Raw genomic sequence first — 21619 nt, 5'->3', positions numbered from 1 at the left:
TAGAATATAAATATAATTTTAAATAGCTTTTTATTCTAAATATATATTCATTCTAAAATTCCATTTATTCTTGGATTATTTTTTTCAACAATCCTTGAATTTCTTCACTATCCATAAATTCTTCAAAATCCATCTTTCTATCTAAAATTCCCATTTCTCCAATAAATATAATTCTATTGGCAATAGATGAAATAAATTGATGATCATGTGAACTAAACAATAACACTCCTTTAAAATCCTCTAGTGCTTTATTGACAGATGTTATGGATTCTAGATCGAGGTGGTTTGTAGGGTCATCTAGTATCAGTACATTGGCATTCGAAAGCATAAGTTTTGATAACATACATCTTACTTTTTCTCCTCCTGATAAGACATTGGCCTCTTTTAATGCCTCATCTCCACTAAATAGCATCCTTCCTAAAAAACCTCTTATATAACTCTCGCTTTTTTCTTCTGAATATTGTCTTAACCAGTCCACTAATGATAATTCACAACCATCAAAATATTCATTATGATTTTTAGGCATATAGTCTTGTGATGTAGTTACTCCCCATTTAAATGAACCTTCAAAATTTGTATCTTTTCCTGAAAGTATATCAAATAGAGCTGTTGTGGCAATATCATCTCCCATAAAGACAACTTTGTCTTCACTATCTAATCTAAAACTCACATCGTTTAATACCCTTACTCCGTCAATTTCTTTTGTGATATTGTGTAATTCTAAAACTTCATTTCCTATTTCTCTTTCCGGTTTAAAAGCGACATAAGGGTATTTTCTTCTCGAAGGTTGTATCTCCTCTATATTTAGTTTTTCTAATTGTTTCTTTCTAGAAGTTGCCTGTTTTGCTTTAGAAGCATTAGAGCTAAACCTAGCTATAAATTCTTTTAACTGAGCAATCTTTTCTTCTGCTTTCTTATTTTGATCTTTCATTAGCTGAAGCGCAAGTTGACTTGATTCATACCAAAAATCATAATTACCAGTGTATAATTGAATTTTTCCAAAATCTACATCTACTATATGAGTACATATAGTATTTAAGAAGTGTCTATCATGAGATACAACTATAACTATTGTTTCATCCAAATTTATTATAAATTCATTTAGCCATTTAATAGATGCATAATCAAGATGGTTTGTAGGCTCATCAAGAAGAAGAATTTCGGGATTCCCAAATAAAGCTTGTGCAAGAAGTACTTTGATCTTATCTCCTCCACTTAATTCATTCATTAGTGAATAGTGAAATTCCTTTTCTATTCCTAACCCCATTAATATTTTTTCGGCATTGGTTTCTGCATCCCATCCATCTAATTCAGCAAATTCTCCCTCTAACTCAGCGGCCTTTATACCATCTTCATCACTAAAATCTTCTTTCATATAAAGGGACTCTTTTTCTTTCATGATATTCCACAATCTCTCATGTCCCATTATTACAACATCAATTACAGGTGTGTTATCATATTTAAAATGGTCTTGTTTTAAAACAGACATTCTCTCCTTATCAGTAATAGAAACCACACCAGTATTAGGCTCAATTTCTCCTGATAGTATTTTTAAAAATGTACTTTTTCCAGCTCCGTTAGCCCCAATTATTCCATAACAATTTCCTTTGGTAAATTTTAAATTTACTTCTTTATATAACTCTTTATCACCAAATCTTAAACCTACATCAGTTACTTGTAACATTAATTTTTTCCTTCCTTTTATAATTTTTCTTATTACATATAAAAGGACTATCGAATAAAATCAATAGTCCAATTTACTCTATATTTCTATATTATCCAAAAATTCATTATTTTTCAAGTATTTTATAAGAATGCCAACTTTATAAAGAATAAAAGGGCTAGTATTATCATAACCCAAGAAATCTTCTCTCTTTCTTCCTTCTTGGCAAATATATTATAAATTAAATTAATTACCACATAAGATAGTATACCTATTGTCAATCCATCCCCAATACTAAATGTTAAAGCCATACTTACAACAGTAATAAACGATGGTAAACCTTCAGTAATATTATGTATATCAATTTCATGTATGGAACTTATCATTAAATATCCAACGTATATTAATGCAGGTGCAGTTGCACAAGCTGGAATAGCTATAAATATTGGAGAGAAAAACATTGCAATTAAAAACAATACTCCAACAGTAACAGCAGTATATCCTGTTCTACCACCTGCAAGAACGCCTGTGGAAGACTCAACATAAGTTGTAACAGTTGAAACACCTAACAATGCACCAATAGTTGTCGCAAATGAATCAGCTAATAATGCTCTACCTACATTAGGCACCCTACCATTTTCGTCAAGCATATTTGCTTTTGAAGAAACGCCTACAAGTGTACCAACTGTATCGAAAAAATCAACAAATAGAAGTGTTGAAACAACTACAAAAAAGTTTCCTATGTCTTTTGGATGAGCCATAAAGTTAAAATCCACTTTACCTGCTATTGGTTTTATAGATTCATATTTAAATATTCCATTTGGTAAGTATATACCTAATTCAGCAGCATGCTTGGGATTAGAAAGTGCATATATCCAAGCTATAATTGATGCTACGGCTATACCTGCCAAAATAGAGCCTTTTAAACCCTTTTTATCAAAAACTGCTATGACTATTAAACCTACAAAAGCAAATAGAACTGTTGGTGTGATATGGTTTAAACTAACTAAAGTAGCTTCATTTCCAACAATTAGCCCACAGCCTTTTAGCCCGATAAACGCTATAAATATTCCTATACCTGCAGTAACCGCGTGTTTCATATTTAAAGGTATAGAATTTACTACAGCTTCACGCACTTTAAATAATGTTAGAAAAATAAAAATAATACCTTCTACAAATACAGCTGTAAGAGCCACCTCCCAAGGAACTCCACCTTTAAGAACTACAGTATAAGCGAAAAAAGCATTTAATCCCATACCAGATGCAAGTGCAAATGGTAAATTAGCCATAAATCCCATTATAAAACAACCTATTGCTGCAGCAAGACAAGTACCAGTCACTAAAGCTCCTGCATCCATTCCGGCAGCAGAAAGTGTACCTGGATTAACGGCAATTATGTAAGCCATTGTTAAGAAAGTAGTAATACCTGCAACTATTTCTTTTCTTATGTTGGCATCTTTAACTGCCAACAATGGAAATAACTTGTTAATACCACTTAATTCTTGATTTGAATTCATTTAATACCTCCAAAAATTTATTAAGAAATATAGTTTATGTCATAAGGAGTAAAATCTATTGTAAATACAGTAGAATTTTCCCTACTAAACATCTTGTACTTAAAGCCATGATTAGTCAATATCTGGCTTACAAAATATAATCCTAGTCCACTACCTCCAGTATTTCTGTTTCTAGAAGTTTCAACTCTGTATAGAGGTTCAAAAATACTTTTTAATTGCTCTTTAGATAAAGATACACCAGTATTTTCAACTGTGAGTGTTACTAGATATTCAGAAAGTGAAATCATCTTTTCATTGAGTGTAACTATTATTGTATTATTTTCAGGTGAATAAAAAATAGCATTACCGATTATATTGTTAATTACTGTTTTCATATCTTCTTCATTAGCTACTATTTTTTGCCTATTTCTATAATTAGTAATGATTCTTATATTTTTTTGCTCGTATACAAAACGATGTTTATTAATTGAATTTTGAACAAGTCCATTGATATCAATCTCTATTTTTTCAGATTTTTCATCAAATATATCTTTTCTGGAAATTTCCATCATCTTACTTATCAAAAATTTCATATCCTGGGTTGTATCGTAACATTTTTTTAAATATAATTCCCTATCTTTATATTTACCTATATTGTGAATCATACCTTCTAATTGACCACTAATAACAGTAATAGGTGTCTTTAATTCATGCGAAATAGCAGCAATAAAAGCTTTTTTTCTACTCATTTGGAAATGCTCTTGATCAATTATAGTGATAAGTGGTTTAGTTACCAATTCAAAAAACAGATAAGAGCCTAAAAAAGAGAAAATTATTACTATAATAATTATTATAGGAAGAAGGATTATATCAGCCTCTTTTATCATATTTATTAAAAAAACGGAATTTCTTATCGATTTACCTTCTAAATTGGTTTTATATAGTCTAACTATAACAAAATATGTAATCAGAATTATTAAAGAGGCCAGTGTTGTTTCAATAAAAAATGTCGTAATTAAAACCTTGAGTTTTAAATTCAGCTTATTCCATTTATTAATCAATTTTCTCAAGAGTGTAACCAATACCTTTCACTGTTTTAATATACGGAAGTTCGATTTTTTTTCTAATATTTTTAATATGAGCATCTACTATTCTAGTGTCACCATAAAAATCATATCCCCAAATACTATCCAACAAGTTTTCTCTTGTAACTACCTGCGGATATTTTTCAATTAATTCTTTTAATATATTAAATTCTTTAAGAGTTAATTCAATACTATTACCATTTACATTAACAGTATAAGTATTTAAATCCAGAGTTAAATTTTCAAACTCTAAAACACTACAATTAGTTGGTTTTAGACCCCTTCTTAATATCGCTTCTACTCTTTTTACAAAGACGTTGAATGAAAATGGTTTTGTAATATAATCATCACAACCTAATTCAAATCCCTTCATTTCATCAGTTTCTTCTGTTAATGCAGTTAGAAAAATTATAGGGATATTTGATGTACTTCTTATCATCTTACAGGCTGTATATCCATCTAAATTAGGCATCATAATATCCATTATAATTAAATCATATTTACTTTCTTTAAATTTTTGTATAGCCTCCACTCCATCTGATACGGCATCGACAATATAATCTTTGGCTTTTAAAAATTCAACCATAAGTTCCTGTATATCTTTATCATCCTCTACTACAAGGATCTTATATTGATTCATAACAACCTCTCCTTACGTGACCAAAATAATCACTCAATTTTCATATACACGTAATTATATCATATTTGTCGAATTCTATCAATTTAAAAATTAATCATATCTTCGTTCAAAAATCAGTATTCCTTAATTTTATTGACAAAAAATATACAAACATTCTTTGTGAAAAATATCAAAAAAGAACGATTTTTTAATAAAAATTATACAATATAGTCTTTTTTATAGTATACTTAAATTAAATATAAAAACATAAGGAGGCTCATATGAGACATATCGTATTATTCAAATTTAATGAAAAAAAAAGTGTGGAAATATTGTCTGAAGATCTTGTCAAAATTTATGATAATCTGAGAGATAAATACAAGGTAATAAAAGAATATGATTATAAAATAAATGTCTTGGAAAAAGATTCAAATATGGATTTGATTTTATTTATTGACATAGAAGATAAGAACAAGCTTGATGATTATTTGCTTCATCCAGAACATCTAATGCTTTTAGATAAAATAAAATCAGAAGGTATTATTTCAAAAGCGGTAATAGATATTGATTAGTAAAATAAATAATACAGGCTCTTATAAATTTATAATTTGAATTCTTAAATAGAATCAAGGATGTTAAATTTAATGTGAGCCTGTATTATTATAAATTTCTACTATATAGATTAAAAATCTTTTATATTTTTTAATTCTTGATTTTTTTTAGATTTTATTAAATGTTTTAAACTTTCTTAATCTCAAAGCATTCGATACTACACTTACAGAAGAAAAACTCATCGCTGCTGCCGAAATCATAGGATTAAGAAGTGGCCCGCCAAATATATAGAAAAAGCCTGCAGCGAAAGGTATTCCTATTATATTATATCCAAAAGCCCAACCTAAATTTTGCTTTATATTTTTAATAGTTTCCCTGCTTAGCTTTATGGAATTTGGAACATCCATCAAATCACTTCTCATCAATACAATATCTGCTGATTCCAGTGCTACATCAGTACCATTTCCTATGGCTATTCCGACATTTGATTGTGCAAGAGCTGGAGCATCATTTATTCCATCTCCTACCATTGCGACAAATTCACCTTCATTCTGTAGTTCAATAATTACATTAGATTTTTCAGAAGGCAAAATATCTGCTTTCACAATATCAATACCTACTTCCCCAGCAATTGCTCTAGCAGTTTTTTCATTATCACCTGTAATCATAGCCACTTTTATTCCCATATCATGCAATTTTGATATAGCTGCCTTACTACTTTTCTTCACTGTATCGGCAACACAAATTATCCCTAATAAACTTTTGCTATTAGCAATATACATAGGTGTTTTTCCTAAATTCGCAAGCTCACTCGCTTTTTCTATACTTTTATTATCTATCACTCCAACAAATTCCTCTATAAGTTTTCTATTACCAATAAAGAATTTTTTGTCATTGTCAATATTTTTATCTATGTTATCAATAGTGCCGGATATTTCTGTGATAATACCTTTACCTGTAATACTTTCAAATCTATCAACTTGATATAGATCTATTTTTTTTTCTTTGGCATATTCTACTATTGCCTCTGCCAAGGGATGTTCTGAATTGGATTCTGATGATGCGGCTAGTCTAATAAGTTCATCACTATCAATAGAATTATCAACTAAATATATATCTGTAACCGTTGGTTTTCCTTCTGTTATTGTACCTGTTTTATCAAAAGCAACAGTTGTTATTTTATGAGCAGATTCAAGAGAATCTCCTCCTTTTATCAATATTCCATTTTCTGCACCTACTCCTGTACCAACCATTATGGCAGTTGGTGTTGCAAGTCCTAATGCACAAGGACAAGCAATAACAAGAACAGAAACAAATATTGTAAGAGAAAACTCAAATCCGGCTCTACCGATAAAAAACCATAGTAATGCTGATATTATTGATATAAGCATTACCGCTGGTACAAAATATCCCGATACTACATCTGCCAAATTAGCAATTGGAGCCTTTTTATTTTGAGCATCCTCGACTAATTTAATAATTTGGGATAACATTGTATCTTTACCAATTTTTTCAGCTCTAAATTTGATAAAACCATTTTTATTTATGCTCGCTCCAGTCACAAAATCACCAATGTTTTTTTCTATCGGTATACTTTCACCTGTAAGCATAGATTCGTCAACTGATGTATTTCCAAAAATAACAGTTCCATCTACTGGTATTTTCTGACCAGGTTTGACTAATATGATATTGCCTATTTCAACATTTTCAATGGGAATTTCTTTTTCTTCTCCATTTACTTCAATAATGGCAGTTTTTGCTTGTAAGTCCATTAATGATTTTATAGCTTTTGAAGTTTTAGCTTTACTTCTGGCTTCAAAATATTTTCCGAGCATTATTAAAGCTATTATTACACCACAACTTTCAAAATAAAGTGGTAAATGTTGGTGAGTTCCCAAAATACTATTATGAAACTCATTGTCAAAAGCCAGTCTATAAGTATTTACTAAGCTAAATATAAATGCTGCAGATGTCGAAACTGCAACTAAAGAATCCATATTAGGACTTTTATTAAATAATGATTTATATCCATTTGTATAAAATTTACTTCCAGCTATCATAACAGGCACCACAAGAACTATTTGTAAAATAGCATGATAAACAGGATTTTCGTGTGGAGAAACTATATGTGGAAGACCTATTCCAATCATAGGCCCCATAGAAACTGTAAAAAGAAGTGATGCAAATACTATTGCTATAATAAATCTCTTTAATACAATTTCATTCTCTTCTTCAACTATTTCATCTTCTTCCATAACCATATGAAAACCCACTTTTTCGACTGCCAATCTTATATCTTCTATACTACATATGCTTGGATCATATTCTATAACCGCTTTTTCAGTTGCAATATTCACAATTGCTGATGAAATCCCCGGAGTTTTTTTCAAAGACCTTTCAGCAGATTTTGAACAAGCCGCACAACTCATACCATCGATTTTAAAATCTAATTTTTCCATTTTTACCTCCTCACATCAAAATGATATGTTATTATTACTAAATTGGGAATACTAAGTTATAAAGAATACTATTTATAATAATTAATTTTTCATGACTACTAAAACAAATTAGAAATCTACAGTGATATTAATAGTCAATTCGTTTACCCTTTAATTATATTATACACCAAAAACAACTAATTTATAGATGTATTATAATATATTATTGAATACTGTCATATAATTTTATATAATGTAAGTATAATTTTTTATAACAATTAGGAATGGAGTAATTAATATGAGTAAATCTACTAGAAAAATTATAATGTTCATTGCATTATTTTCGGTATTTTCATCAATGAGTACATTAATATATAAAACTATTTATAAATTGGATATACCATGGTTTTTAATTGCAGGTGGCCTAATATGTGGATTAGTACTTGCTTATCTCGTAAGATCCTATGATTCTGATGATGATTATATGCCTAAAAATTCTAAAAAACTAAAGTAAAATTTTTGCCTCTTCAGTAAGAAAGAGGCTTTTTTATATTCAAAATCTATACAATATATACATTTTCTGATATAATATTAAAGTTGTATTTAAAAAATAATTATTGCTTTGTATTTAAAACACCTGCAATACTTATTTTTAATAGTTATTACTATAATATTTTTTAATAAATTATATTCATAATAATATATATTTTATATAAAATCAGTAAATTTTAAAGGAGAAACAAAGTGAATAATAAACATAATAATATTATTAATATAGCAGTAATTGCCCATGTTGATGCTGGAAAATCCACTTTGGTAGATGCATTTTTAAATCAAAGTGGTGTATTTAGAGATAATGAAGTTGTCAAAGATTGTGTAATGGATAGCAATGACCTTGAGCAGGAAAGAGGTATAACGATATATTCAAAAAATTGTTCAATAAGACATGGAGATTGTAAAATAAACATTGTGGATACTCCTGGACATAGCGATTTTTCTTCTGAGGTTGAGCGTGTTCTTAAAACAGTAGATACAGTTATTCTGCTTGTGGATGCTACTGAAGGTCCAATGCCACAAACTAGATTTGTTCTACAAAAGTCATTAGAACAGGGATTAAGACCAATCTTGTTCATAAATAAGATTGATAAAAAAGATCAAAGAGCTGAAGAAGTAGTAGATGAAGTTTTCGATTTATTTGTTGAATTAAATGCTACTGATGAACAGTGTGATTTTCCTATTGTTTACGGTATTGCTAAACAAGGTATAGCAAAAAAAGAGATGGATGATAGTAGTGAAGACCTTACACCTTTATTTGAAACAATTGTTAATCATGTAAATGCATATCCAAATTATGATAATGAACCCCTTCAAGTTCAAATTTCAGCATTAGCATATGATGATTATATTGGTAGACTGGGTATTGGTAGAGTTTTTAAGGGAAAACTGGATCAAAGTGTTCAGATAAATATTTGCTCTGAAGGCGAAGAACCTAGAAAGGGCAAAATTTCTAAGCTTCAAGTATATGAAGGGTTAAAATCCGTAGAGGTAAAAGAAGCATTCAGTGGAGATATGGTAGTCATCGCAGGAATACCCGATATTTCTATTGGCGAAACAATATGTGATGCAGATTCTAATTTACCTATGGGCAAAATACTTATAGAAGAACCTACATTATCTATGAACTTTATGGTTAATGATTCACCTTTTGTAGGAAGAAGTGGTAAATTTGTGACTACCAGACATATAAAAGATAGATTGGAAAAAGAGCTTGAAATAAATGTTGGATTAAAGGTAGAACCACTTGAAACGACAGATGGATACAGAGTAAGCGGACGTGGTGAACTTCATTTATCAATTTTGATAGAAAACATGAGGCGAGAGGGATACGAACTTGGTGTTTCTAAACCTCAAGTCTTATTCAAAAAAGATGAAAATGGCAATATAATAGAACCTATTGAAAGGGTCACTGTAAGTTGTCCTGAAGAATATTCTGGATCAGTTATAAATGAATTAAATATGAGAAAAGGTATAATGGAATCTATGGATTTGGTTGACGGATATGTTAAAATTCAATACCTGGTTCCTACCAGAGGCCTTCTTGGTTATAGAAGTGAGTTTATTAATACTACCAGAGGAGAAGGTACTCTACTGAACTCATTTGAAAAATATAAAGAATACAAAGGTGAAATACCATCTAGATTAAATGGGGTGCTAATTTCTCAAACAGCTGGCAAAACAATGGGATATGCTTTAAACGCCCTATCATCTAGAGGAGTACTTTTCGTCGATCCTGCTGTGGATGTATATGAGGGTATGATAATTGGAATGAATTCCAGAAAAGAAGATATGACTGTAAATCCTACTAAAAACAAAAAAATGAGTAATGTAAGAGCATCCGGATCTGATGATGCCATAAAACTTTCTCCACCTAAAATTTTCACACTGGAAGAATCTTTAGAATTTATAGAAGATGATGAACTTGTTGAAGTAACTCCTGATGCAATAAGGCTAAGAAAAAAGATTCTCAATGAACAAGATAGAATAAAATATAATAGATCTATAGCAAATAAAACAATATAGATGAGTTTATAAAAAAGTAAGCTTATGAAAATAAATCCTTCTATGATAATTAATTTACCATAGAAGGATTTTTAAATCTACAAACTTTTTATATGCTTAAAATTACCATAAAAGCTATTTGTTTCATAATGAAGAAAGTTTTCTCTAATTAATATTAACTTGCTAAATTTTATATTGGTCCAAAATTACCTTCTTTATAATGTTTTCTACAAAGAGCTATATATTTGTCATTTGCTCCAAGCACAATCTGCTCTCCTTCACGAACTATTCCATTTTCATTATATCGTGCATTACATGTAGCCTTAGAACCGCACCAGCAAACTGTTTTTACTTCATGAATTTCATCTGCTATTGCTAATAGCCTTTCAGAACCTTCAAATAAATTATTTTTAAAATCCGCTCTTAATCCATAGCACATCACAGGTATTTCAAGTATATCAACTATATCAGATAAAAAATCAATTTCTTTTTTTGAACAGAATTGAATTTCATCAACAATTATACAATCATAATTTTTTATCTCACTTTCTTTATATTTCTTGAATTTTGACATTAATTCTCCATCATGTTCTAATCCTATCCTCGATCTAATATTAGTATCTCCATCTCTTTTATCAACATCCGGTTTAACCAGCAGGGCTTTTTTGCCTCTCTCATGATAATTATAATGGACCATAAGTACATTTGCTGTTTTAGAACTTCCTACCACACCATAATAAAAATATAATTTTGCCAATTTATCCTCCTTAATACTTTGTACAAAATATAGTAACTTATTTTGTATATTTTTCTATAAAAACAAAGCTATATAGTAGATAACTATCGTACCACAAATCCAGCAACCAGTCATATATCTATCTACACCTTTTTTATCGTGATAATATTTGCCTAAGAATTTTTTATCTACTTTCTTTGACTCTTCAATTTGTGAAATTATTTTTCTATAATATGTATGTGTACCAAAAAAACCCGCATATGCGAAAAATCCAAAACTCAAGATATAAAGGGAAATCCAAATGGGTTTTTTCAAGAAATATGCAATGGTTGCCAACATTACCTGTATACCAATTATTGCTATACCCCTGAAAGTCATTTTTCTATAGATATACCAAAACGGACCGGCAAGTAGAGCTCCTTTATTGAAATACTTTTTTGTATTTTTTTCTTCAAAAAGTTCGAATGCTTTTTTATAAAATTCATTGTAATTTACATCTACTAAACCTTTTGTCGTCACTTCTTTTACATTTTCATATTTAATATTATTTTTAAACATCTTTATCCTCTTCAACCATTTTTTGATTATCATCATTTTCAAAACTATCATTAGTTTTATTAGGATTTGGAGTTATTTCATATTTACTATCCAGTATATCCATAAACTCTTCACCTGTTATCGTTTCATTTTTTAATAGATAATTTGAAATTTCATGAAGTTTATCTATGTTTTCCTTTAGAATTTCAAGAGCGCTGTCATGGCATCTTCTTACTATCTCAACTACAGCTTTATCAATTTTTGAAGAAGTTTCCGGAGAACAAGCGAGAGAAGTATCTCCTCCAAGATATTGATTATTTATAGTTTCAAGTGCTACCATTCCAAAATCTTCATCCATACCGAATCTAGTTATCATTGCTCTAGCTATTTTGGTTGACATTTCTATATCATTGGCTGCACCTGATGTTTGTATATTGAAAATAAGTTCTTCTGCTGCTCTACCGCCAGTATAGGTAGTAATCTTATCAATGGCTTCATCTTTTGTCATTAATACTTTTTCTGTTTCGTCAATTTGCAGTGTATATCCCAATGCCCCTGAAGTTCTAGGAATAATTGTGATTTTATGAACAGGTGCAGAATGCTTACCAGCAGCGGCTACAAGAGCATGCCCAACTTCATGATAAGCAATAACTTTTTTTTCTTTATCATTAATTACTGCACCTTTTCTTTGATAGCCTGCAATCACAGTTTCCACAGACTCTTCTAAGTCTTCTTGGATAACTATATTTCTTCTACATCTTACTGCTCTTAAAGCTGCTTCATTAACAATATTGGCAAGTTCAGCTCCTGAAGCACCAGAGGTTGCCCTTGCAATTTGAGTATAGTCTATATTATCATCCATATTAATATTTTTAGAATGGACTTTTAATATTGATTCTCTACCATTTAAATCCGGTAGTTCTACTGGAACTCGTCTATCAAACCTACCAGGTCTTAATAAAGCATTATCAAGAGATTCAGGTCTATTTGTAGCCGCGAGCATAACTATCCCCAAATCACTTTCAAAACCATCCATTTCGCTCAATAATTGATTTAAAGTTTGCTCTCTTTCATCATTTCCACCAAAATTAGAATTCCTTTTTTTACCAATAGCATCAATTTCGTCGATAAAAATAATACAAGGAGCTTTCTCTTTAGCCTGTTTAAATAGCGATCTTACTCTAGACGCTCCCATACCTACAAACATTTCTACAAATTCCGATCCGGAGATAGAAAAGAAAGGTACACCTGCTTCTCCGGCAACGGCTTGTGCTAAAAGTGTTTTACCTGTTCCTGGAGGCCCAACTAACAAAGCTCCTTTTGGCATTTTGGCTCCAATTTTAGTGTATTTTTCGGGATTATGAAGAAAATCAACTATTTCAGTAAGAGCCTCTTTTGCTTCATCTTGACCTGCAACATCATCAAAACTTACACCTGTTGACTTTACATATAGTTTAGCATTACTTTTGCCAAAGGACATCATTCCGCCGCCTGCTCCCATTTTTTTGCTCATATTATTTACAATATATCTACCAATCATCCAAAATAGTAATGCAGGAAGAACCCAAGTCAACAGAAATCTTTGAACCGGCGAATTTTCAGTTGGTATATCTTTACTATACTTAGCACCCGACTTTTCAAGTTGTTTCACTAGATCAGGGTTTTCAAGTTTACCGGTGATATAAGCCTTATCTTCACTATCTGTTTTTTTAGTAAAAAAAATCTTATTATCTTCAATTTTTACTTTTTCTACCTCTTTTTTTTCTAACATTTGCAAAAACGTACTGTAATCAACTTCATTAACCTTATTCTTAGTAATACCCGGAAGTAGAAAACTGTTAAAAACCAACATAATAATTAGTAATAAACCATAAAATCCGAGGTAATCCGTTTTCGGTTTTTTATCATTATCCATCTAAAATCACTCCTTATAAATTTTCCAAATAACTAATAGTATCTTGAATTATCCAGTCAGGCGTAGAGGCACCCGCAGTTACTCCAATTGTTTCATAATTATTGAAATCAATGTTTTTTAATTCCTCACTGGTTTCAATGGCAAGAGTATCAACAACTTCTTTGCAAATTTTAACAAGTTTTTGGGTATTAGAACTATGTTTGCCTCCTATAACCACCATCACATCCACTTTTTCTGACAAATCTCTTGCTGACTGTTGTCTAACTCTTGTAGCAGAACAAATGGTATTTTCTATTTCTATATTCAAATCAATTGAATTAATATAGTCTATTATCTTTTCGAATTCTTTTTCATTCATAGTAGTTTGAGCTACTACAATATACTTTTTATCACTATTTAAATCTATTTTTTTAACGTCCTCTAAAGTTTTAGCTATTATTGCCTTATCCATACACCATCCGTTTATTCCTATTATTTCCGGATGATCTTTATCTCCTAACACCAAAACTTGTTTTCCCTCATTGTAGCTCTTATTTACAATTTGATGTATTTTTTTTACAAAAGGACAGGTTGTATCAATTATGTCAATTTTTCTGATTTCGGCTTCATCATATATCTTTTTTGCCACTCCATGAGATCTTATAATCATCTCTAGATTTCCCTCTTCTATTTGCTCCATTGAATCAACTGTAATTAAACCTTTTTCTTCATATTTTGATACTGCCTGTTTATTATGTATTAACGGACCAAGAGCATAAACTTTCTTATCTTCGTTTGAAATTAATTCTTCCCAAGCCATATTCATAGCTCTTTTTACGCCAAAACAGAACCCGGCATTATCAGCTATTATAACTTTTTTCATAATCTATTCCTTTATTACTCCTTTCATATTCGCAAAATAATTTTTCACGACAACATCAAAACATTTTTGTGATATTTCGGCATATTCTTCTTTGTTTACTTTCCTTTTTTTATATTCTGCCATATCAATAGTTTCTCCAATTACTATCTTAACTTTGGAAAAGAGTTTGAAATTCGTAATAATACTCATTGGAACTATATCGGCCTTTGTTTTTATGGCAAACATTGCAACCCCCGGTTTTGCAGGTAAAAAATTATTTCCCATGCACCTCGTTCCTTCAGGGAAAATCCCTAGAATGCGTCCACTTTTTATTTGATTTATTATTTCTTTTACTGTTGATATACTAGGATTTCCTCTATCAATAGGAATCACCTCTAGTTTTTTTAATATATTTTTTAAAATGAAAACATCAAATAGTTCTTTTTTTGCTACCGGTATAATTCTTCTATTTTTGATAGCAATCAACATAAACACCGGATCCAGAAAATGTTTGTGATTTGCTATAACAATAATATTTCCTTCATCCGGAATATTTTCTGCACCTACTATCTCCACTCTATAAAGTATCCTGGCCAAAAAACTTAGGATACTGCATATAAACTTATAGAAACTCATATTCTTCTCCTAACTCTTAACTTTGCTTATAATGCATTCTACCACTTCATCTATACTCATATTAGTAGAATCTATTTCTACAGCATCATCTGCCTTGACCAGTGGAGCAAATTCCCTATTTGAGTCAATTTCATCTCTACAAATCACATCTTTTATAACTTCATTCAAAGACACATGTTCTCCTCTTTCTATCAACTCTTTATATCTTCTTTTTCCTCTCATCTCAGCTGATGCATTAAGATAAAATTTATTTTTAGTATCTGGGAAAATATGTGTTCCTACGTCTCTACCATCTAAAATAACGCTGGATTTCAATCCGATTTCCCTTTGTTTTTTCACTAATATCTCTCTTACTTCTTTAATCTTTGCAACGTAAGAAACATTTGAACTTACTTCATTGGTTCTAATTTTTCCATCTACATTGATTCCATCTAAATAAATGGAATTATCTCTAAAATCAACGTCTGAATTCTTACATATTTCAATGACACTTTTTTCATCCTTCACATCTATATTGCTGCAGATACATTTTAATGTTATAGCACGGTACATTGCACCTGTATCAATATAATTGATACCCATTTTTTTTGATATTAATTTTGAAATAGTGCTTTTACCTGCGCCAGCAGGACCATCTATAGCTATTATTATATTGTTCATATCACTCAATGGCTAATTTGCCACTCCTTTCAAATTTATAATATATAAAGAACCTTTATTTTTACTATATAAAACGATTAATTTACATTGACTCAGCAGCTGAAAGTCCAGCTAGATAACCAGTAGAAAATGCTATTTGAAGGTTATAACCTCCAGTCAAAGCATCAACATCTATAACTTCACCGGAAAAATATATTCCAGCTATAACATTGGATTCTAATGTACTTGGATTTATATTCTTTACATTTATTCCACCAGATGTTATTGTTGCTTTATCAATACTTTCTAATTTCTCTGGAGTAAAATGACATTCTTTAATTGCTAAAATCAGTAAATCAATATGTTTATTTGTCAAATTGCAACATTTGGCATTAATAAAATCGACATCATAATCGACAGTTTTGCTACAATAATTTAATAAAGATTTAGCAAAATTATTTGGAAATATTTTTTTAAAAGAACTTAAAACTGTTTTTTTATTATCATTTGTGATCATATTTCGTATATCTTCATTCGATATATCAGGAATAAAATCTACAATTAAAAAAAATTCATCTATTGATTTATTTAAGTATGAAGAAGCTTTTAAAGCAGCCGGACCTCCAATACCTTTGTGCGTGAAGACTATATCATCTTTTATTGAACAAATTTTCTTTTTTCTTTTATTATTTCTAAATATATGAAGATTTATATTTTTCAACGAAACTCCCGGAATTAATTTTGTCCAATTTTCTTTAATTATAATAGGCACTAATGCTGGTTTAGTATCAACTATATTGTGCCCCAATTCGTTCATTATAGATAACATAACTCCATCAGAACCGGTATTTTTATAAGATACTCCACCGGTACTGATTATTATTTTATCAACATTGAAAATATTTTCTTTAGTATACACTCTTTTTACTTCACCATCAACAATATTATCAACTTTCGAATTATAATAAACATCTATTCCACATTTTTTTATATAGCTTTCTAATTCGTTTATTAAATCTTGAGATTTTCCTGATTTTAAATATACTTTATCGTGATTATTGATTTCGACTACATATTCTAATCCTAAAACAGATTTTATAAATTTCATTAAATCATTATTTGTAAATGAATAGAAAGATGAATAAAGAAATTTTGAGTTATTCACTACATTATCAAAAAACATCGAAATATCTTTATTATTAGTGAAGTTACATCTTCCTCCGCCAGTCATTTGCAATTTTCTGCAAATTTCTTTGTTTGATTCTATAATACAAACTGAAATTTTATTGTTATGTTTTTTAGCTGAAATAGCTGCAAAAATCCCTGCAGGACCTCCACCTACAATTGCTATATTGTATCTTTTCTCTCTTTTTTTCATTATATATTACTCCAAAGCACTTTTACTTTCCGGCTTTAACGTTTTACAATCTATATCAAGATGTTGCGTATCATTCATTTTGATTACAACAGGACCGTAATTTCTATATTCAACTATATTCAAAGCCGTATTATCCTGCTTTATTCTGTATATATTTCTTACATGTGAATCTAAAAAACTAAGTAGCATTACCCTTACAGTTACAGAATGAGAAACCAGTAATATGTGCTTATCATTGTATTTTTTGTTTAATTCTTCTATTAATTTATCTTGACGGTCTTTTATAATATGAAGATTCTCTCCACCCGGTATTTCAACTTTATCAGGTTCATTTCTCCATTTACTAAACATATCAGGATATTCTTTTTCTATTTTTTTCATTTGCATACCTTCCCAGATTCCAAAACCCATCTCTCTAAGGTATGGTGTAGGAATTGCATTTATTCCTAGTTCAGCACCAATTATTTCTGCGGTTTGAACAGCCCTTCCTAAATCGCTGCAATATATAATATCAATAGGATATTCTTTTAGCGCATTTGCAATATACTTTGCTTGCAATTCACCTAAATCCGTCAATGGAGAATTGCCATGCCCCTGAGTCTTGCTTAAAGTATTCCAAATAGTTTGACCATGCCTAACTAAATAATAAGTGTTCATATATACCCCTTTCAAAATAATAACCCAATATGCAAGCATATTAGGTTATTATATATTATTCAAATGTTTCAAATTTTTCCCAAATACTTTCCAATTCTTTAAAATAAGCTTTTATATCATCTTTCTCTCTCATTGCCACCCCTATTACCAAAGCATTTGCAACACTAAATGCCGGAACAAGAGAATCTATAAAAGACACCATATTATTTTTAACTGTAACCACTACATCCGATATTTTCGAAATTGGAGCATTGTAACTATCAGTTATAGCTAAAACCTTAGCCCCTCTTTCCTTTGCAAATTTAACTACTTGTAAAGTTTTTTTAGAATATCTCGGAAAACTTATAGATATCAACAAATCTTCTTCACTTAGTTTAATCATCTGCTCGATAGGTTCTCCCATATCCATTCTGATAATTCTCACATCATCTAATATGTAATTTAAATAATATCCCAAATATTTTGCAACATAAATTGAACTTCTAAGCCCCATTATATATACTTTTCTAGCTGACATAACCAAATTTACAGCTTCTTGATAATCAACCTGAGAAAGAGTTTCCATTGTTTCTTTTATATTGTCTATATCATCCTTAAGAACCTTTTCAAGTATTATGCTATCACTTGGATATTCCGTATTAGACATCTCAACTCTCTCTACCGTGGTAAGTTTTGTCTTTATTAATTCCTGTAAGGCATCTTGAAATTTTGGATAGCCTGTATAACCAAGTGCATTTGCAAATCTAACTACTGTAGATTCACTTACTCCAACAGTTTCTCCTAATTTTGAAGCTGTCATAAAAGCTACTTTCGGATAATTATCCAAAGTATATTTTGCAAGTAGCTTTTGTCCTTTACTCATACTGTTGTAATTATTATTTATTATCGTTATTAGTGATTTTCCATCGTTGCTCTCTAGTTCTTTTACCATAATTATAAACCTCTATTTGTAAACCTTATTCTAATTTATATTATACAAGATTTGTGGAATGTATTCAATTGATTATTATCTTTTCTCGATAAGAAATAAAACCGGTGGGTTATTTCTCTGATTTATAAACTCAATTTTTGATATATTGAATTCTTCCTGTTTTACCTGCTTTAAAAAATCCATTACTGCATCATACTCATCCATGCCACCTTTATGGGATAAATATGTCGCTATACAAATACATCCGTTTTTTTTGAGAATTTTCATAGATTTTTCTATAGCCATTATTGTATTTGTAGGTGTAGTTATTATACTATGATCTCCTTTTGGTAAATAACCCAGATTAAATACAATAAAATTTACCTGTGTATTTACATACTTATCTAGAAACTGATGTCCATCATTGATTAAAATGCAGTTATCAGGAACAACACCATTATTATCTATTTTTATTTTTTCTTGAGTGTTTTTTATTGCTATATCTTGAATATCAAATCCATATGCAATTCCTTCTCTGCCTATAAGTTTCAATAAATATAAAATATCATTCCCATTTCCAACAGTAGCATCTACTACAATACTTCCTTTTTTTATTTTTTTTAAAGCTATAGCTTTTATATAGTTATTGACATTATTATAAATATTATTATATTCATTTAAATTAGAATTATCATTTTTGTTTTTAAAAACTCTATTTATTTTTTCCGTCTTTAACTGTTTTTTAAATAATTTACCATTATTCATTTTTTAAGTATTCTACCTCCTCATTAGTCAAATGCCTATATTTACCCTTCTCTAAATTCCCTAACTTTATATTTCCAAGTTGGATTCTTTTTAGGTTCATTACCGGATGCCCTATCTTTTCCAACATCTTTCTGACCTGTCTATTATGTCCCTCATGAATTGTAATTTTACATACTGAATAATCTTTTATAGAATCTTTTTTTATAATTTGTAATTTTGCCTTAGATGTTATATAATCGTCTATTTTAAGTCCACTTTCAAATTTTTTAATTTCTTCTCGTGATGGAATTCCTTTCACTGAAGCAAGATAAATTTTATCTATCTCATGTTTGGGATGAGTTATTTTATATGTTAAATCTCCATCGTTAGTAAGTAATAAAAGACCACTAGTTTCATAATCTAATCTGCCCACCGGATATAATCTTTCATCTATATCTTTTATCAAATCCAACACATTTTTTCTATTAAATTGGTCTTTTACAGTCGTTATATAGCCTTCCGGTTTATTTAGTAATATATATATCTTTTTATCAAAATTTTTAGATAAAACTACCTCGTCTAACTCTATAATATCATTTTCTAAATCAACCTTAGTACTTAAATCATAAACTGTATTTCCATTTATTTTTATTCTACCTTCTAATACATATTTCTCTGCTTTCCTTCTAGATGCTATACCCATAGTAGCTAAATATTTATTAATTCTCATATTGCCTCCAAAAAAGCTATCCCAATAATTAAAATTGAAATAGCTTAGATTAACTCTGATTTCTATTTAATTCTGTCCTGAATTACCACCTGTTTGACCTTGTAATCCTGATTGTCCCTGTGTACCACCTGTTTGACCCTGTTGGTGGTTTGAGTTTGAACCATTTGTAGCACCGTTCTGACTATTATTATTGCTACCTGTATTATTGCCACCATTTGAAGAAGAGTTTATTCCATTACCGGAAGAACCAGGGTTATTATTTATATTATTTGATTGAGAATTCACTCTGTTATTATCTCTTTCATATTCAAAACTTTTCTGTCCATAAATTGATCCGGATGTATACTTTCCCTTATTCTCTTCAGCAGTCTTCTTTGCATTTTCTTTTCTTGTAATTATAGCTTTTTTTTGAGAACGATATGCTTTTTCTGCTTGTTCCAACATTTCTTCGGCTTTATCACGAATTTTAGCAGAACCTGATTTATCATTTAATAAATCTTTAAGTTCTTTTATTTCCTGTTCATAGTCTTTCCTGAACTTTGCTTTATCCGCTTTATGTAATTTCAATGCTTGATAATACATTCCTCTGGCTTCAGAATTAGATTCATCCTCTTCAAGTACCTTTGATAAATTTGTCATAGCTTTCTGATACTCACCTTGATCAATAAACTTTCTTGCATCACTCATTAATTCTCCTGACTCACTAATTCCACATCCTGAAAGAAGTAAGGCTAAGGATATAATTAAGAAAAAATTTATAAATATAATTGCTATATTTCTCTCTCTATAACTTAATTTTTTTTTCATAATACCCTCCTTATAAAAGGTCTATTTATTAAATACAATTAATTTCCTAATAAACATAATTATTCTCTATTATATCATATTCAAAACGTACTTGCAATTAAAGAGTTATAAGCAGTTTGTTATCTTTTTATTATGTTGTAAACCAGTCTTCACCAAGTTCTTTTCCTCTTTTTCCTCTATATTTTTGCAAGAAAAGCCATCCATATTATGTTTTTTTTATCTGTGCTGATTTATCTATTATTGGTTTAAATTTCTCTTTCTCTGCTTTCTCTCTGGCAGATACAGCATCTTCCTTTTTATCAAAAATACCTAATGTATACCTCTTTCTTCTAAGCGTTATATACGAAACCCATTTATTATTTCTGGTTCTACTTACCCCTTTAATACCGCTTGTATTATTTTTAGATAATTTTGATGTTAAATTATAAGGTAATGTTCCATCAACATACTCCAAAGTCCTATCATTTTTTAAATGTCCACAACTTTGAGTATGATTACTTAGTAAGTTACTTCTCGTAACATATGTTTCATTACCACAAGAACACTTACATAAATATTTTTTTAACTTATAATTAAACGAAATTACTTTCAATTCTCCAACTTTTTTACCTATTAAATCTTCATATTTATGTTTTCCGCAATCTTTGATATATCCTCTATCCAATTGTTTTTTAGTG

At 29.7% G+C, this 21619-nt stretch carries 21 protein-coding genes; 3 read left to right on the top strand and 18 right to left on the bottom strand.

Going from position 1 to position 21619, the window contains the following annotated elements; genetic code table 11:
* Positions 1–64 precede the first annotated feature (64 nt).
* The 4 genes from HLB29_RS03260 to HLB29_RS03245 form a co-directional block, all read right to left on the bottom strand.
* A complete protein-coding gene (locus tag HLB29_RS03260; RefSeq protein ID WP_185623727.1) occupies positions 65–1684 on the bottom strand; it encodes an ABC-F family ATP-binding cassette domain-containing protein in 1620 nt (539 codons plus the stop codon).
* Positions 1685–1806: 122 nt separating this feature from the next.
* Positions 1807–3180: an NCS2 family permease gene (locus HLB29_RS03255; protein WP_185623726.1), complete on the bottom strand. Its 1374-nt coding sequence runs from the start codon at positions 3178–3180 to the stop codon at positions 1807–1809.
* 20 nt (positions 3181–3200) lie between these two features.
* Positions 3201–3908: a sensor histidine kinase gene (locus tag HLB29_RS03250; RefSeq protein ID WP_185623725.1), complete on the bottom strand. Its 708-nt coding sequence runs from the start codon at positions 3906–3908 to the stop codon at positions 3201–3203.
* A 304-nt stretch (positions 3909–4212) separates the two neighbouring features.
* Positions 4213–4884: a response regulator transcription factor gene (locus tag HLB29_RS03245; RefSeq protein ID WP_185623724.1), complete on the bottom strand. Its 672-nt coding sequence runs from the start codon at positions 4882–4884 to the stop codon at positions 4213–4215.
* A gap of 260 nt (positions 4885–5144) precedes the next feature.
* Between HLB29_RS03245 and HLB29_RS03240 the strand changes: the two genes are divergently transcribed.
* On the top strand, positions 5145–5435 hold the full coding sequence (locus HLB29_RS03240; protein WP_185623723.1) for a Dabb family protein: 291 nt from the start codon (positions 5145–5147) through the stop codon (positions 5433–5435).
* Between the two features lie 147 nt (positions 5436–5582).
* Here HLB29_RS03240 and HLB29_RS03235 read toward each other — a convergent pair whose 3' ends face one another.
* A complete protein-coding gene (locus tag HLB29_RS03235) occupies positions 5583–7874 on the bottom strand; it encodes a heavy metal translocating P-type ATPase (protein WP_185623722.1) in 2292 nt (763 codons plus the stop codon).
* A gap of 277 nt (positions 7875–8151) precedes the next feature.
* Here HLB29_RS03235 and HLB29_RS03230 point away from each other — a divergent pair, with 277 nt between their 5' ends.
* Both HLB29_RS03230 and typA read left to right on the top strand, forming a co-directional pair.
* Complete coding sequence (locus tag HLB29_RS03230) at positions 8152–8367, top strand: hypothetical protein (RefSeq protein WP_185623721.1); 216 nt, start codon at positions 8152–8154, stop codon at positions 8365–8367.
* 230 nt (positions 8368–8597) lie between these two features.
* Positions 8598–10433 carry a translational GTPase TypA gene (gene typA / locus HLB29_RS03225; RefSeq protein ID WP_185623720.1) on the top strand — a complete coding sequence of 612 codons (1836 nt, stop codon included), beginning with the start codon at positions 8598–8600 and terminating at the stop codon, positions 10431–10433.
* A 169-nt stretch (positions 10434–10602) separates the two neighbouring features.
* On the opposite strand, the gene HLB29_RS03220 is transcribed toward typA, so the two are convergent.
* The 13 genes from HLB29_RS03220 to HLB29_RS03160 all read right to left on the bottom strand — a co-directional run.
* A complete protein-coding gene (locus HLB29_RS03220; RefSeq protein WP_185623719.1) occupies positions 10603–11169 on the bottom strand; it encodes a thymidine kinase in 567 nt (188 codons plus the stop codon).
* A 54-nt stretch (positions 11170–11223) separates the two neighbouring features.
* Complete coding sequence (locus HLB29_RS03215; RefSeq protein ID WP_185623718.1) at positions 11224–11706, bottom strand: DUF2628 domain-containing protein; 483 nt, start codon at positions 11704–11706, stop codon at positions 11224–11226.
* Positions 11699–13600 carry an ATP-dependent zinc metalloprotease FtsH gene (ftsH, locus tag HLB29_RS03210; protein WP_185623717.1) on the bottom strand — a complete coding sequence of 634 codons (1902 nt, stop codon included), beginning with the start codon at positions 13598–13600 and terminating at the stop codon, positions 11699–11701. Before ftsH ends, HLB29_RS03215 begins: the two co-directional genes overlap by 8 nt.
* 13 nt (positions 13601–13613) lie before the next feature.
* Entirely contained in the window at positions 13614–14462 is an 849-nt protein-coding gene (gene ispH / locus HLB29_RS03205) for a 4-hydroxy-3-methylbut-2-enyl diphosphate reductase (RefSeq protein ID WP_185623716.1), read from the bottom strand.
* Positions 14463–14465: 3 nt separating this feature from the next.
* On the bottom strand, positions 14466–15077 hold the full coding sequence (locus HLB29_RS03200; RefSeq protein WP_185623715.1) for a lysophospholipid acyltransferase family protein: 612 nt from the start codon (positions 15075–15077) through the stop codon (positions 14466–14468).
* A 9-nt stretch (positions 15078–15086) separates the two neighbouring features.
* A complete protein-coding gene (cmk, locus tag HLB29_RS03195) occupies positions 15087–15737 on the bottom strand; it encodes a (d)CMP kinase (protein WP_185624119.1) in 651 nt (216 codons plus the stop codon).
* An 82-nt stretch (positions 15738–15819) separates the two neighbouring features.
* Complete coding sequence (locus HLB29_RS03190) at positions 15820–17094, bottom strand: BaiN/RdsA family NAD(P)/FAD-dependent oxidoreductase (protein WP_185623714.1); 1275 nt, start codon at positions 17092–17094, stop codon at positions 15820–15822.
* Positions 17095–17100: 6 nt separating this feature from the next.
* Positions 17101–17751 (bottom strand): histidine phosphatase family protein, encoded by a 651-nt coding sequence (locus HLB29_RS03185; RefSeq protein WP_185623713.1) that lies wholly within the window; start codon positions 17749–17751, stop codon positions 17101–17103.
* A 55-nt stretch (positions 17752–17806) separates the two neighbouring features.
* Entirely contained in the window at positions 17807–18682 is an 876-nt protein-coding gene (locus HLB29_RS03180) for a MurR/RpiR family transcriptional regulator (protein ID WP_185623712.1), read from the bottom strand.
* A 75-nt stretch (positions 18683–18757) separates the two neighbouring features.
* A complete protein-coding gene (gene mnmM / locus HLB29_RS03175; protein WP_185623711.1) occupies positions 18758–19426 on the bottom strand; it encodes a tRNA 5-(aminomethyl)-2-thiouridylate-methyltransferase MnmM in 669 nt (222 codons plus the stop codon).
* Positions 19419–20135, bottom strand: coding sequence for a pseudouridine synthase (locus HLB29_RS03170; RefSeq protein ID WP_185623710.1), 717 nt, complete (start codon positions 20133–20135; stop codon positions 19419–19421). Before HLB29_RS03170 ends, mnmM begins: the two co-directional genes overlap by 8 nt.
* Positions 20136–20201: 66 nt before the next feature.
* On the bottom strand, positions 20202–20942 hold the full coding sequence (locus HLB29_RS03165) for a tetratricopeptide repeat protein (protein WP_185623709.1): 741 nt from the start codon (positions 20940–20942) through the stop codon (positions 20202–20204).
* 205 nt (positions 20943–21147) lie between these two features.
* Positions 21148–21619: AP2/ERF family transcription factor (locus HLB29_RS03160; RefSeq protein ID WP_185623708.1), on the bottom strand; the 472-nt coding region annotated here is incomplete at its 5' end.

The organism is Peptostreptococcus canis (assembly GCF_014229965.1).
GTDB classification, from domain to species: domain Bacteria; phylum Bacillota; class Clostridia; order Peptostreptococcales; family Peptostreptococcaceae; genus Peptostreptococcus; species Peptostreptococcus canis.
The sequence above is the reverse complement of the archived record's forward strand: the minus strand, read 5'-3'. Positions and strand labels throughout refer to the sequence as shown.

Bases quoted from the DNA above. Each gene is read 5' to 3' on its own strand.
- HLB29_RS03260 (WP_185623727.1), bottom strand. From the start codon at position 1,684: ATGTTACAAGTAACTGATGTAGGTTTAAGATTTGGTGATAAAGAGTTA.
- HLB29_RS03255 (WP_185623726.1), bottom strand. From the start codon at position 3,180: ATGAATTCAAATCAAGAATTAAGTGGTATTAACAAGTTATTTCCATTG.
- HLB29_RS03250 (WP_185623725.1), bottom strand. From the start codon at position 3,908: ATGAGTAGAAAAAAAGCTTTTATTGCTGCTATTTCGCATGAATTAAAG.
- HLB29_RS03245 (WP_185623724.1), bottom strand. From the start codon at position 4,884: ATGAATCAATATAAGATCCTTGTAGTAGAGGATGATAAAGATATACAG.
- HLB29_RS03240 (WP_185623723.1), top strand. From the start codon at position 5,145: ATGAGACATATCGTATTATTCAAATTTAATGAAAAAAAAAGTGTGGAA.
- HLB29_RS03235 (WP_185623722.1), bottom strand. From the start codon at position 7,874: ATGGAAAAATTAGATTTTAAAATCGATGGTATGAGTTGTGCGGCTTGT.
- HLB29_RS03230 (WP_185623721.1), top strand. From the start codon at position 8,152: ATGAGTAAATCTACTAGAAAAATTATAATGTTCATTGCATTATTTTCG.
- HLB29_RS03215 (WP_185623718.1), bottom strand. From the start codon at position 11,706: ATGTTTAAAAATAATATTAAATATGAAAATGTAAAAGAAGTGACGACA.
- ftsH (WP_185623717.1), bottom strand. From the start codon at position 13,600: ATGGATAATGATAAAAAACCGAAAACGGATTACCTCGGATTTTATGGT.
- ispH (WP_185623716.1), bottom strand. From the start codon at position 14,462: ATGAAAAAAGTTATAATAGCTGATAATGCCGGGTTCTGTTTTGGCGTA.
- HLB29_RS03200 (WP_185623715.1), bottom strand. From the start codon at position 15,077: ATGAGTTTCTATAAGTTTATATGCAGTATCCTAAGTTTTTTGGCCAGG.
- cmk (WP_185624119.1), bottom strand. From the start codon at position 15,737: ATGAACAATATAATAATAGCTATAGATGGTCCTGCTGGCGCAGGTAAA.
- HLB29_RS03190 (WP_185623714.1), bottom strand. From the start codon at position 17,094: ATGAAAAAAAGAGAGAAAAGATACAATATAGCAATTGTAGGTGGAGGT.
- HLB29_RS03185 (WP_185623713.1), bottom strand. From the start codon at position 17,751: ATGAACACTTATTATTTAGTTAGGCATGGTCAAACTATTTGGAATACT.
- HLB29_RS03180 (WP_185623712.1), bottom strand. From the start codon at position 18,682: ATGGTAAAAGAACTAGAGAGCAACGATGGAAAATCACTAATAACGATA.
- mnmM (WP_185623711.1), bottom strand. From the start codon at position 19,426: ATGAATAATGGTAAATTATTTAAAAAACAGTTAAAGACGGAAAAAATA.
- HLB29_RS03170 (WP_185623710.1), bottom strand. From the start codon at position 20,135: ATGAGAATTAATAAATATTTAGCTACTATGGGTATAGCATCTAGAAGG.
- HLB29_RS03165 (WP_185623709.1), bottom strand. From the start codon at position 20,942: ATGAAAAAAAAATTAAGTTATAGAGAGAGAAATATAGCAATTATATTT.